This is a genomic window from Luteolibacter rhizosphaerae (assembly GCF_025950095.1).
Lineage (GTDB): Bacteria > Verrucomicrobiota > Verrucomicrobiia > Verrucomicrobiales > Akkermansiaceae > Haloferula > Haloferula rhizosphaerae.
This window is the reverse complement of the sequence record NZ_JAPDDR010000002.1, coordinates 365,577-378,569: the sequence shown is the minus strand read 5'-3', so window position 1 is coordinate 378,569 and position 12,993 is coordinate 365,577. Positions and strand designations below refer to the sequence as shown.

Below are 12,993 nucleotides of genomic sequence, written 5' to 3'. Positions count from 1 at the left end.
GCACCGCGCGATAGAAGACAGCCATCACCGCGGCTTCACGAAGTCCCGCGAAAACGCCTTCTGCGGGGATCGCCACTCCGGAACGCTCCGGCGGCGGGGAAAAAGATTTGGTAGCAGAGGGCGGATTTGAACCGCCGACCAAAGGCTTATGAGTCCTCTGCTCTACCCCTGAGCTACTCTGCCGTTACCAAATTTACTCCTGCCCTTGCGGGCGGGGCGAAGGCTCTAGCCCCGCCCGCCGCTTCTGTCCATTGAAAAATCGTTCCCTTGCGGTCGCGATTTCCGATGGCAACCTCAGGCCCCATGAATCCTTTGCGACTTCTCGCCGCCGCCGCCGGAATTGCCATCGCCTCTCTCTCCGCCGAGCCGATCGATACCGGTGCCGCCCTCCCCGCCGTGACCGCGAAGGATCAGGACGGCAAGGACGTGAAGCTGGCCGAGGACGGGGCCAAGGGCTGGACCCTCGTCTACTTCTACCCGAAGGCCGATACCCCCGGCTGCACCAAGCAGGCCTGCTCCCTGCGCGATGCCTACGCCACCATGACCGACAAGGGCGTGAAGATCTACGGAGCCAGCATGGACACCGTGGAAGCCCAGAAGGCCTTCAAGGACAAATACAAGCTCCCCTTCACCCTGCTCGCCGACAAGGAGGCGAAGGTCGCCGACGCCTTCGGTGTCCCGCACGCCGCCGGCTTCGCCAAGCGGCAGGCCTTCCTCTTCAAGGACGGCAAGCTCGTCTGGCGCGACCTCGAAGCCTCCACCGACCAGCAAGCCGCGGATGTGCTGAAGGAGCTGGAGAAGGCAGGCTGAGCCTTCAGATCTCCACCACCCTTCTTGCCCCACCCCAGCCCCTCATGATGTCATGTCATCATGAAGTGGATCCTCGGGCTATGCCTCTGCGCCAGCGTCTCCGCTCGCACGCCCGCGATGGAGCCCTCCCCGGAGGCAGTGGCCAAGCTGGAGGCGAATGGCTTCGTGATCCTCGATCAGCCGCTGCGCCAAGGCTTCTCCTCCTACATCGATTCCACCCGACCCGTCTTCATCACCAGCGATAGCTTGCTGATGGTCTGGGGCCGCGTCTTCGAGGAATCCATGTCGCGGGAGGAGCTGGCGATCATGGGCTCGCTGCGGAGAGGCCTGCCCGCGATGTGGCGGAATCTGCCCGCAGCACCGCTGGAAGAAACGCCCGCAGCCCGGGAGGGCCTGCGCCATGCCCGCCTGACCCTCGCCTGCGCGCAGCGCCTGCTCACCGGCCATCTCCCGGAAGGCCTGTCCCAGGAGGAAGCGGACGAAGTCATGGCCGAGGTGACACGCGTCGAGTCCTACCAAGGCCGGCGCGGGCCCGCATGGCTGGAGTCCGACAAGCTCACTCCGGAATACGTCGCCTATCCCCTTTTCGATCCCGGATCCTACGGCAACGGCAATCCAGCGATGCAGCGCTACTACCGCTGCCGCAAATGGCTGCAGGAGATGCAGATCGATTCGCACGAGGAAGCGCTTGCCTCGATGGTCGAGCACCTCGCCCTCGCCGTGGGGCGGACCGATCCCGCCCTCACACTCGCTTTCACTTGGCCGCCGGGCGACACGGAGCACCCCGGTTTCTTCGATAACTTCGATGGCCGCGACGCCCGGTTGATCCGCAGTCAGGATTGGAATCTCGAATCTGTCCGGTCCCACCTGAAGATCCGCGATCCCCGCTTGGGACGCTTCATGGAGGTGCAGGTCCCCTTCGGTAGCGACGCCGCCCGCGCCCTGCTCAAAACCGGGGAGGCCGGGCAAGCCCCGATGATCGTGGCCGCCGCGCTCGGCAATCCCCTCGCCACCGCGGCTTTGGATGAGCGCTTGCTGAAGCACGCCAAGCGCGAGGGCCGCCATCTGCCGGGTGCGTTTTTCCGCGCCCTGCAAGAACTCAATGTCGCCCCGGATCCCCGCTCGCCCACCTTTATGAAATCAGAGGCATGGCAGCGCAAGCAGCTCAATACTACCCTCGGCTCGTGGGCCGAATATCGCTACGCCCTCCAGCTCTCCAGCCGGGAGGACGCCATCTTCGCAGGTGAAGGCCGGGAGCAGCCGGGATTCGTGGAGCCCGTCCCGAAGTTCTTCCAAAAGCTGGGCGCCGCGGCAGAAGCCCGCGCCACCTACTACTCGGCCATCCCCGCTCTCAAGCTAGCCTCGGTAGACGCAGCCGCCTTCCGGCTCGAAGCGCTCCCGCAGGCCCTGCGCTCTCTGAAGGACGAGGCGGCCTACATCCCGGGCTTGAATGCGATCCAACCTCAGCAAGAGCTGCTCTCGCGTCTCTTCCCGGCCATCTTCGATCACAAGGATTTCTTGGGATTCGAAGGCTCCACCCAGAAGCTCTTCGATGATCTCGCCTCCCAACTCGAGGAGCTCCTGAAGCGCTACTGGGCGGATGATCCCCTCGCCGTGGCCACCCTGCAAAAGGAGGTCCTCGCTACCCCGGACGAGCTCGGCACCAGCCTGTGGAAACTCGCCATGCTGTCCATCCGCCTCGAAGCCATGGCCGAGCGCCAGCTCGCGGGCAGCCCGTGGACCGAGGAAGAAGAGATCTTCATCCAGTCCTACGGCTACGAGTTAGCGCGGATCATGTTCTACCAAGGCAATAGCTACTTGCACCCGGAGGACAATGCCCCGCGCATCGCTCGCTACGCCTCCACCGAGGACGGGATAGGGGTCGATGTTCTCCACGCCGCCACCGCCCGCCCGCGGCTCCTGCTCGTCCGCTACCCCGCTCCGGATGGCAAGGAAGTCCTCTGCCGAGGCGCTGTCTACGCCTATCGGGATGTCCCCCGCCCCGCCGTCCTGCCCCTGAAGACCTGGCAAGCGGAGTCCGAAAAGTCCCCGTGGCCCGCTTGGAGCGCCCCCATCGTCGGGGCCCACATCGCCGCGGAATCTGACCAAGCCCGGGCCCGCCTCTACAAATCCCGCTGAAAATCAGCATTCGACATTTCCGCCCCCGCCCCCATGGTCAGCGGGCCCACACGTTTGAGAATGCTGTTCCGTAGCCTTTGCCGCAGTGCCGAAATCGGCGCGAATTCCTACCTGCTCGACACCGGAAGCGCCCGGATCGTACTCGATGCCGGACTCCACCCGAAGCACGACGGCCTCGAAGGCCTGCCCCGCTACGACCAGCTTGAGGATGGCTCGATCGACTCGGTGGTGGTGACCCACGCGCATCTCGACCACATCGGCTCCCTGCCCGTACTGCTGAATCGCCAGCCACAGGCGAAGGCCTTCTTCTCGCCCGCCGCCGCGGAACTCGCCACGGCCATGCTCCACAATTCCGTGAACGTGATGCAGTCCAAGCGCGTCGAGCTGGGCATCGCGGAGTATCCCCTCTTCACCCACCGCGATCTGGACGAGCTGGAGCGCCACTTCGAGACCCGCGGGATCGAGCGCCCCTTCGACCTCGATCCGGAGGGCCACGTCCGCGCCACCTTCCACGATGCCGGCCACGTGCTCGGCTCCACCGGCATCACCATGCAGTGCAACGGGCACCGCGTGATGTACACCGGCGACGTGAATTTCGAGGACTCCACTCTGATCAAGGGCGCGATCTTCCCGGAAGATCATGTCGATGCCCTGATCATCGAGACCACCCGCGGGGATAGCGCCCGCCGCCCGGACTACACCCGGGAGGATGAGGAACTGCGCTTCGCGGAGGCCCTCTCCCGCGTGATCCAGCGCCGCGGCTCCGTGCTCGTCCCTGTCTTCGCCATGGGCAAGACGCAGGAAGTCCTGACCATGATCCACCGCTTCAAGAAGCGCGGGCTGATCCCGAAGAAGACCCCGGTCTTCATCGGCGGCCTGAGCACCAAGATGACGGTGATCTACGACAAGTATTCGAAGGGCCGCACCCGCCGCAGCGACGATAGCTTCCGCATCCTCGAAGACATGGAGCTGGAGGCCGGCACCAAGAAGCGCAAGGGCCCCATCCCCATGCAGCCCGGCGCCATCTACTGCCTCTCCAGCGGCATGATGAGCGAGAACACGGTCTCGAACCAATTCGCCCAAGCCGGCTTCCTGGAGAACGCGAAGAACGCGATCCACTTCGTGGGTTACGCCGATCCGGATTCTCCGGCAGGCCACATCCGCGTGGGCCAGCAGGGGGACAAGGTGGTGCTCGACTCCGCCAAGCCGCCCGTGGTGCGCCGCTGCGAGATGGAAATCTTCGACTTCAGCGGCCACGCCACCCGCGACGCGCTCTTGGAATACATCCTGAAGGTGAGGCCCAAGAAGGCCTTCCTGGTCCACGGCGATCCGAGGGCCAGCGCATGGTTCAAGGACCAGCTCCGCGAGAAGCTGCCCTCCACCGAGGCCATCATCCCCGAGCCCGGCGTCGATTACCGCATCGGCGAGTAATCAAGGAGAGGGTGCGTCTCGCGCCCCCCGGGAGCGCGAACTTCGCGAAGCGAAGAGGTCCGGCTGACTGCCTTCTTCCCAACCGGACAACTTTAGTCCGCCCGAGTAACTCTAGCAGCCCGCAATTCCCGCGCCCTAGGGGCATCAGGACTTCCGGCTCTCGCGTCGCGCCACCGCGCTTCGTTCACGGCTCTTCGGCAGCGCCGTGGTTGGCTCCGGCGCCACGGCACCGGCGGCACGTGGGCTTGTAGCCCTATTGCGGGAGAGAGAGTCCGACGATTCAAGATCGCCGAACCATGCGAGACAGATGCGTCTTTTCATGGGGGGGGGAGGGGTCAGCGAACCGTAGAATACGGGATATCACGCAGAGATCAAGTACGCGTTTCCGTGATCTCCCCGCACAGCCGTGTAGGGGCCTACTCCTCCACGGCATCGCCCAGCCGCAGCCGGGCGATGTGATGGATCTGCCGTAGCGCCTCGCCGATCTCCTCCCGCTCGCCATGCTCCAGCCGCGCCTCGAAGGATTGCAGGATCCCCGGCTTATCGGTGAGGCGCACGCAGATCACGAAGGGAAAGCCGAAGCGCTCGCGGTAGCGGGTATTCAGGTCGGTGAAGCGCGCGAATTCATCGTCGCTCAGGCGGTCCAGCCCCAGCCCGGCCTGCTCGCGCGCGGACTCCGCACCCAGCCCCCCGGCCCGCGCCAGCTTTCCCGCCAGATCCGGGTGCGCGCGGATCAGCTCCAGCTTCCTCCAATCGGTTGCCGTCTCCACCACCAGCCGCATCGCCGAGATCAGCTGGGCGCGGTCTTGGAACGGCCTTTGCTCAGCCACACGATCGGCTACCCAGGCGGAGTGCTCGTAGACCCCGCCGACATGCCCGACGAATTCCTCTTTCTCCATCGCATTCAGCGCGCTGATCGATAGCCTTTCCATTGCTCCTGAACCTTCCCAACTGTCTCTAACCGTGGCAACGCTCGAATCCAACCGTTACGGCAAGTTCCGTGTCCGCGTGATGAAAGTCATCCGCCACGATGACACCCGTCACGAGGTCTGCGAACTGGAGGCCGATGTCCTCCTGCAGGGCGAGCTCGATGGCTCCTACCTGAGCGATGACAACAGCTCGATCGTCCCCACGGACACGGTGAAGAATACGGTCCATTTCCTCGCCCACGATCATCTGGAAACCTGCCGGACCACTTTCGCCGAGGTCATCGGCGAGCACTTCCTCGGCAAGTATCCGCACCTCGCCGGAGTGGAGGTCGAGCTGCGCGAGCGGAAATGGGAACGCATGCTCATCGGCGGCCAGCCGCACCCGCACTCCTTCACCCATGCCGCGAATGGCGAACCATTCTCCCGCGGCTCCTTCACCCGCGGGCAAGCGCCGCTCCTCAGTTCCGGCATCCGCGGCCACCTGGTGATGAAGACCACGCAATCCGGATTCGAAGGCTACAACCTCTGCGAGCTCACTACCCTGCCGCCCACGAACGACCGCGTCTTCGCCACCCGCCTCACCGCGGAGTGGACCTTCGATCCCACCGCCACCGACTTCTGCAGTGCCGATGACGCCGTCCTCACTGCCGCCCACGAGATCTTCGCCACCACCTACAGCCCCTCCGTCCAGCGCACGCTCTACGAGATCGGAGCGCTGGCCATCGACCGCGCCCCCTCGCTCTCCCGCATCGAGCTCAAGATGCCAAACGTCCACTTCCTCGGCCTCGACCTCACCAAGCTCGGCCGCCCCGGCCAGAAGGCCGTCCTCCTCCCCACCGACGAACCCCACGGCGAGATCGAAGCCGTGATCACGCGCTAGGATATGCTTCGCCGCGACAACCAATGCCGAATGACCAATTCCCGAATGCCGAATGAAGTGTTGAGTAAGGGGAGGAGCACTCAAACCCCAGCCACACCTTCTTCTCACACGCCATTCGTCATTCGGAAATTCCGCATTCGTCATTCATCCCTTCCATGACCCCTTGGCAGGACATCCTCCGCTGCCAGGAATCCGGCACCGACCTGATCCTCGTCACCGTCGCCGCCGCCCGTGGTAGCGTCCCCGCGGATCCCGGTGCCAAGATGCTCGTCACCCGGGATGGCCGGCTCTCCGGCACCGTCGGCGGCGGCCGCATCGAGGCCAAGGCCCTCGACGAAGCCGCCCAACTACTAGACTCACCGGAGCTCACCCGCCTCTACCGCTGGAACCTCCAGCAGGACATCGGCATGACCTGCGGTGGCGAGATGACCCTGCTCTTCGAGCGCATCGCCGCGAAGCCGCCCTGGCACATCGCCATCTTCGGCGCCGGCCATGTCGTGCAGGCCCTCGTCCCTATCCTCATCCCCCTCTCCTGCCGCCTCGATGTCATCGATACCCGGCCCGACTGGCTCCAGCGACTGCCCGCCGCGCGCAATCTAGCCACCCACCACCTCGATACCTTCGAATCCGGCGTCGCCCTCCTCCACGAACGCTCCTTTGTCCTCTCCATCACCAAGGGCCACGGCACCGATGTCCCCGTCCTCCGCGAAGTTCTCACCCGCTTCCCCGCTATCCCCTTCCTCGGCGTCATCGGCAGCGCCTCGAAACGCGCCGCCCTCCTCCGCGACCTCCGCCAAGTCGGCATCACCGATGACTTGCTAGAAAAAGTCACCTGCCCCCTCGGCCTCCCCATCGGCGACAACGACCCACCCGAAATCGCCATCAGCATCGCTGCACAACTCTTGGAGAAGCGCGGCTAGTTGGATTACTAAGAGCTCGCAACATCGTTCCCCTGATCCGTTTCGCTTCGGCCGTCGGCCAATATCACTCCTCTGGATCTCGCGAACCCCGTCGCTGATTCAAGGATCTGCCCGATCCAGATCTGCGCGAAATAGAGAATCTCAGTCAATTCGTGAGCGGTGAGATCGATCGAATCACCCAAGACAAAGGATCTGGACCTGAGAGCAAGCGGCTGAGCCATAATTGCACCTCCCTCGGGCAATTCGATCTGATGGACGTGCCGAGCTTCAAGGGGAAATTCTATTTCTCCCGATGGCGTTGAGATGAACAGACGGATGGAAGCCCATTCAAGTTTCAGAGGCCCACTCTTCACGTCCTCACTTCCAACTCTCCCTAGCCTGTGAACGAAGCACGTTCGAATCGGATAAAAGGTCGCTAACGGTGAATCCAGCTCGGTGGTGATTCCGAACTCCTTGAATAGGCAGGCCAGCTTCTTATCTAGCCCCTTTCTCTCGAACTCCTTGAAAGTGACTTTCGAATTTGGCTCAGCGAATATTAGTGTGCAGTAGAAGATTCTATCAAGAAGAAGACAGAGATGTTCAACCAGCTCACGGAACGCGCTGCCTACGATCCATATTCTAAACTGAGACTTCCATTCCTCAACAACCGAATCAGGCACATCGGGAAGCAACTGGATCCGCGAATCGTTTAGCAGCCGATACTCCAAGCTACCCTTATTATCGGCTGCATTTACGCCTAAACCCAGAAAAACCACTGCCCTGCGGACGCCCGTCAGCGCATCGGCTTCCATCTTATCAAACCTGATTCTGGTAATGGGCCCTTTCACTCGCTGTATTTGGTTCTTACCGTAACCTGATCGGCAGCCCCCTTCACCGCCTCGCCCGTAGCCGGACTCCCCAGATCAAAGTCCCCCTCCCCACCAAACGCCCGCACCGCATCCCGGATCGCCTCCCTCACCGAGATTGCCAGCATGAACGGCGGTTCCCCCACCGCCTTGCTCCCGTGGATCGTCCGGTCCTGCGTCGCCCGCTTCAGCAGCGACACCCGCAGATCCTCCGGCGCATCGCTGATCGCGGGAATCGCATAGGTGCTCGCGCTATGGCTCAGCAGCACGCCCTTCTCACTCCACTTCAACTCCTCCCGCGTGAGCCAGCCCATCCCCTGCACGAAGCCCCCCTCGATCTGCCCGCGGTCCACCGCCGCATTCAGCGAGTCGCCTACGTCGTGCAGGATATCCACCCGCTTCACCGTGCTCATTCCCGTGAAGCCATCGATCTCCACCTCGCTCACCGCCGCACCGCAGGCGTAGTAATGGAAGGGCTTCCCCTTCCCCACGTTCCAATCCCACTTCAAATCCGGCGTCGCATAGAAGCCCGCCGCCGCGAGCTGCACGCGACGTTGGTAGGCCAGCATTGTCAGATCCCCGAAGGCCATCGAGTTCCCGCCACCATGCACCGATCCATCGGCAAAGCGGATCTCATCCTCCGCACACCCCAGCTTCTCCGCCGCCAGCGGCGATAAGCGCTCCCGGATCTGCCGGCAGGCGTCCGCCACCGCCATCCCGTTCAAGTCCGATCCCGAACTCGCCGCCGTCGCCGAGGTATTCGGCACCTTGTCCGTGCGCGTCTGCATCAGCCGGATCTGCTCCGCCGGCAAACCCAGCTCCCGCATCACCACGCCCAGGATCTTGGTATGCAGTCCCTGCCCCATCTCGGTGCCGCCGTGGTTCACCTGCACCGAGCCATCGGCATACGCCAGCAACAGCGCCCCGGCCTGGTTGTAGTAAGTCAGCGTGAAGCTGATCCCGAACTTCACCGGCGTGATCGCCATGCCGCGCTTGCGCTTCGGATGCGCCTCGTTCCACGCCTCGATTGCCGCCCGTCGACGTTCAAACTCCGAGCTCTCTAGTAGTTCATCCCAGATCCGGCACACCCGGTTATCCCCGATCTCCGCGCCGTAGTGCGTGGTGTTCGTCTCGCCGCTGCCGTGGTAGAAGTTCTTCCGTCGCACCTCTTCCGGCGGCAGTCCCAGCCGCAGCGCGATCCGCCCGATGATCTCCTCGATCACCAGCATACCCTGCGGACCGCCGAAGCCACGGAATGCCGTGTGCGAGGTCACGTTCGTCTTCGCTACCCGCCCCTCGAAATGAACGTTCGGAATGTAGTAAGCGTTGTCTAGGTGGAACAAGGCCCGGTCCGTCACCGGCAGCGAGAGATCCAGCGACCACCCGCCGTCCGACCACAGCTTCACCTCCGCCGCCTGCAACATCCCCGCATCATCATACCCCACCCGGTACTTCGCCAGGAAGGGATGCCGCTTGCCCGTGGTCGCCATGTCCTCGTCGCGATCAAGCTGCCAGCGCACCGGCCTGCCCGTCTTCAGCGCCGCCACCGCACACAGCGCCGCGATCGCATTCCCCTGCGTCTCCTTCCCGCCGAAGCCCCCGCCCATCCGCGGCGACTCCACCACCACCTTGTGCCGCGGCACATGCAGCGCCTCCGCCACGATCGTCTGGATCTCGGAGGGATGCTGCGTGGAGCTCGCCACATACATTCCGCCCTCCCCGTCCGCCTCCGCCCAAGCGGCCTGCGTCTCCAGATAGAAATGCTCCTGCCCGCCGAAGGCGAAAGTCCCCTCGATCATCCGCGCCGCAGCCCCCAGCCCGGTCTTCACGTCGCCACGTGCCAGCACATGCGGATCCGTATGGAAGGAGTCCGCCGCCAGCGCCGCCTCGATCCCGAGGATCGGCTTCAGTTCCTCGATCTCCACCACCACCTTCTCCGCCGCCAGTCGGCACTGCTCCAGCGAATCGCCCACCACCAGGGCCAGCGCCTGCCCGTGGAAAAGCACCTCATGCTCTGCCAGCAAGGGCTCATCATGCCGCGATGGCCCGCTGTTATTCGCCCCAGGCAAATCCTCCGCGACCAGCACCGCATGGATGCCCGGCATCCCGCGCGCCTCCGTCACATCCAAGCTTTTCAGAATCCCGCGCGCCACCTTCGACCTCACCGCCCAAACCTCCAGCATCGTCCTGCCCAGCGCGGTATCGTGCACATACTTCGCCGATCCGGTCACGTGCCCCTTCGCGCTCTCATGCGCCATCCCGCTGCCGCCCTCGAATGCCTCGTGCAGCTTCACCCGCTCCGTCGCCTCGTTCGCCACGAACTTCTCGAACAGCCCCTTCACCAGCGAAACCCGGTAGCCCGCCCCGCTGCGCACATCGCTCAAGGGCGTGAAGGCCTTTTCTAACAGGCCCTCGATCTCCGCCGTCAGCGCCAGCGGCTTCCCGATCAGCGCCGCCTCCACCGCCTTCGCCCGCACGGTTTTCTCCGCCACCCCGCCGAAGGCCAGCCGCGCCTCGCTCACCAAGCCCGCCTCATCCACCGCCACGCGAATCCCCGCCGCCACGATCGAGATGTCCATCTCCCGCCGCTTCGAGACCTTGTAGAATGCCACCCTCCCCTCCTGCTTCCGCGGAATCCGGATCGCCCGGATCAGCTCGTCCGCCCTCAGCACCGTCTTCCGATAGCTCACGAAGAACTCATCTAACAAAACCTCCCGCTCGCCTTCCGCCGATACCAGAATCACCGACGCATCCAGCGCCATCAGGATCGGCGCGCTATCCCCGATCGGCGATGCCGTCGCCAGATTCCCTCCCAGCGTCGCCCGATGCCGGATCTGCCGCGAGGCGAACCAGCGGAACATCTCGTCCAGCGCCGGATACTCTCCCGCCAGTGCCTCCTGGATATCCGTCATGCGCGCCGCGCCGCCGATCTCCCACGCATCTTGATAACGCCGGATCACCGCCAGCTCGCGCACGCCATCCAGTGAGATCAAAGCCTCCGGTCTCAGGTGCCGCTTGTTCATCAGCACCGCGATCTCCGTCGCACCCGCGAGGAACACCGCCCCCGGATACTGCTTCATAAAAGCCAGCGCATCCGCCACCCGCGACGGCCGCAGGAAGATCCCCGATCCCACCGTGCTCGATACCGGAGCCTCCGCCACCTCGCCCGCCTGCATCCACGCCTCCCATTCCTCACGCGTCTCGCGCTTCGCCAGAGCCTTCGTCATCGCCTCCCGGATCGGCCGATAGCCCGTGCACCGACAAAGGTTCCCGCACAGCTGATCCGCGATCGCCGCATCATCCGGCGTCTCCTTGCGATGCCACGCCTCGGTCATCGAAGCGATGAAGCCCGGCGTGCAATACCCACACTGCGAGCCCTGGCACTTCACCATCGCCGCCTGCACCGGGTGCAGCTCATCGCCCTTCCCGATCCCCTCCACCGTCCGGACCTCCCGTCCCGCGAAGGCCTGCACCAGCGCCAGACAAGAGTTCACCGCGCGCAGCTTGCCATCGCTCTCCACCAGCAGCACCGAGCAAGCCCCGCAGTCGCCCTCATTGCACCCGCACTTCGTGCCGGTCAGCCCCTGCCGACGCAGGAAGTCCAGCACCGTCTCATGCAGCGCCACACCGCCGACATCGAATGCCTTCCCGTTGACCCGCAAGATCTCCCGATTTCCCGACACGTCCGCTACTCTAGCAGCCACCCGGCCAAGATCACGCTCCAACTCTCACCTCGCGCTCAGCTCCTTCAAGCACCCCGCCAGCACCGTCACCCCCTTCGCAATCGCCTCGGGAGAGCTGTACTCATCCGGCCGGTGGCTATACCCCTTGTAGCACGGAATGAAGATCATCACCGTCGGACACACCCGCGCCATGAATAGCGAATCATGGTAAGCCCGGCTGATCATCCGCTGCTGCGTGCAGCCCGCCTTCGCCGCCTGCGCCTCCACCAGCGCCACCAGCGATGGGTCGCACAGCGCCGGCGGATCCTGATTGATCACCTGCCAATCCACCGTCACACCGCGCCGCTTGCAGATCGCATGCGTGCCATCGCCGATCCGCGCCAGCGCCTTGTCCCGCGCCTCCTTGTTCGTGTCGCGGAAGTCCACCTCCATCTTCACATCACAGGGGATGCTGTTGATCGCCCCCGGCTTCACCTCGACCAAGCCCGTCGTCCCCACCGTATCCGGGCTGCCGCTCTCCAGCGCCGCCTTCTCCACCAGCAGTGCAATCTCCGCCGCCGCCAAGAACGCATCCTTCCGCCCCGGCATCAGCACCGCCCCCGCATGACCACCCTGACCTTTCAGCAGCAAGCGAAACGCCGAAGGTGCCGCGATCTTCTCCACCACCCCGATATCGATCTCCGCCGCTTCTAACAGCGGACCCTGCTCGATGTGCAACTCCACGAACGCCTTGTAAGCTCCCGTCGAAAGCTTCACCGCCCCCAAGCTCCCCCGGCAGCCCGCCGCCTCCCGCAGCTCATCCAGCGAACGTCCCTCGGGATCGCGCAAGGCCTGCGCCTGCTCCGGCGAAGTCGTGCCCGCCATCAAGCGGCTACCCAGACACCCGATCCCGAAGCGCGTCGGCTCCTCGGACGTGAACATGATCAGCTCGATGCTCCGCTTCGGCACATGCCCGCCCTCCTTCAGCACCCGCATCGCTTCCAGCCCGCCCAGCACGCCCACCACCCCATCATACTTCCCCGCATTCGGGATCGCATCCGTATGCGAACCCGTCGCCACCGCCGGCAAACACGGCTCGCTCCCCTCCCAGCGGATGAACAAATTCCCCACCGGATCCTGCCGCACCAGAAAGCCCGCCTCCTTCGCCAGCACCGTCAGCCACTCCCGCGCCGATAGATCCTCCGGCGAGAAAATCACCCGCGTCACCGCCGGAGCCGGATGCACCGAAATCGCCGCCAACTCATCAATCTCCCGATCCAGCCGACTCACCCCTACCTTCATACCTCCCAAGCTGGCAGTACCCATGCCACCTTGAAAAGCCCGCCCTCAAATTCTCGCTTCTTCCACTGCTCACTC

The 12,993-nt window shown here is 64.2% G+C and carries 10 protein-coding genes and 1 tRNA gene; 5 read left to right on the top strand and 6 right to left on the bottom strand.

The window, feature by feature from the left end:
• Positions 1-108 precede the first annotated feature (108 nt).
• Positions 109-183 (bottom strand) — tRNA-Met (locus tag OJ996_RS04635).
• 120 nt (positions 184-303) lie between these two features.
• On the opposite strand from OJ996_RS04635, the gene OJ996_RS04630 reads away from it, so the two are divergent.
• From OJ996_RS04630 to OJ996_RS04620, 3 genes are read left to right on the top strand one after another with little or no spacing between them, the layout of a single operon-like run.
• On the top strand, positions 304-810 hold the full coding sequence (locus OJ996_RS04630) for a peroxiredoxin (protein WP_264511685.1): 507 nt from the start codon (positions 304-306) through the stop codon (positions 808-810).
• Positions 811-870: 60 nt separating this feature from the next.
• On the top strand, positions 871-2,949 hold the full coding sequence (locus OJ996_RS04625) for a DUF3160 domain-containing protein (protein WP_264511683.1): 2,079 nt from the start codon (positions 871-873) through the stop codon (positions 2,947-2,949).
• A gap of 60 nt (positions 2,950-3,009) precedes the next feature.
• Positions 3,010-4,380 carry an MBL fold metallo-hydrolase gene (locus OJ996_RS04620; RefSeq protein WP_264511681.1) on the top strand — a complete coding sequence of 457 codons (1,371 nt, stop codon included), beginning with the start codon at positions 3,010-3,012 and terminating at the stop codon, positions 4,378-4,380.
• Positions 4,381-4,524: 144 nt separating this feature from the next.
• Here the strand turns inward: OJ996_RS04620 and OJ996_RS04615 are convergent, their stop codons facing one another.
• The gene (locus OJ996_RS04615) at positions 4,525-4,701 is read right to left on the bottom strand and encodes a hypothetical protein (RefSeq protein WP_264511679.1); all 177 of its coding nucleotides are present in this window, start codon (positions 4,699-4,701) and stop codon (positions 4,525-4,527) included.
• Positions 4,702-4,796: 95 nt separating this feature from the next.
• The gene (gene uraD / locus OJ996_RS04610) at positions 4,797-5,312 is read right to left on the bottom strand and encodes a 2-oxo-4-hydroxy-4-carboxy-5-ureidoimidazoline decarboxylase (RefSeq protein WP_264511677.1); all 516 of its coding nucleotides are present in this window, start codon (positions 5,310-5,312) and stop codon (positions 4,797-4,799) included.
• A 31-nt stretch (positions 5,313-5,343) separates the two neighbouring features.
• Between uraD and pucL the strand changes: the two genes are divergently transcribed.
• Positions 5,344-6,189, top strand: a complete 846-nt coding sequence (pucL, locus tag OJ996_RS04605; RefSeq protein WP_264511675.1) for a factor-independent urate hydroxylase — start codon at positions 5,344-5,346, stop codon at positions 6,187-6,189.
• A 155-nt stretch (positions 6,190-6,344) separates the two neighbouring features.
• A complete protein-coding gene (xdhC, locus tag OJ996_RS04600; RefSeq protein ID WP_264511673.1) occupies positions 6,345-7,109 on the top strand; it encodes a xanthine dehydrogenase accessory protein XdhC in 765 nt (254 codons plus the stop codon).
• Positions 7,110-7,117: 8 nt separating this feature from the next.
• Here the strand turns inward: xdhC and OJ996_RS04595 are convergent, their stop codons facing one another.
• From OJ996_RS04595 to OJ996_RS04585, 3 genes are read right to left on the bottom strand one after another with little or no spacing between them, the layout of a single operon-like run.
• Positions 7,118-7,900 (bottom strand): hypothetical protein, encoded by a 783-nt coding sequence (locus OJ996_RS04595; RefSeq protein WP_264511670.1) that lies wholly within the window; start codon positions 7,898-7,900, stop codon positions 7,118-7,120.
• Between the two features lie 32 nt (positions 7,901-7,932).
• Positions 7,933-11,637 carry a xanthine dehydrogenase molybdopterin binding subunit gene (gene xdhB, locus OJ996_RS04590; RefSeq protein WP_264511668.1) on the bottom strand — a complete coding sequence of 1,235 codons (3,705 nt, stop codon included), beginning with the start codon at positions 11,635-11,637 and terminating at the stop codon, positions 7,933-7,935.
• A 45-nt stretch (positions 11,638-11,682) separates the two neighbouring features.
• Entirely contained in the window at positions 11,683-12,942 is a 1,260-nt protein-coding gene (locus OJ996_RS04585; protein ID WP_264511666.1) for a M20 family metallo-hydrolase, read from the bottom strand.
• Positions 12,943-12,993 lie beyond the last annotated feature (51 nt).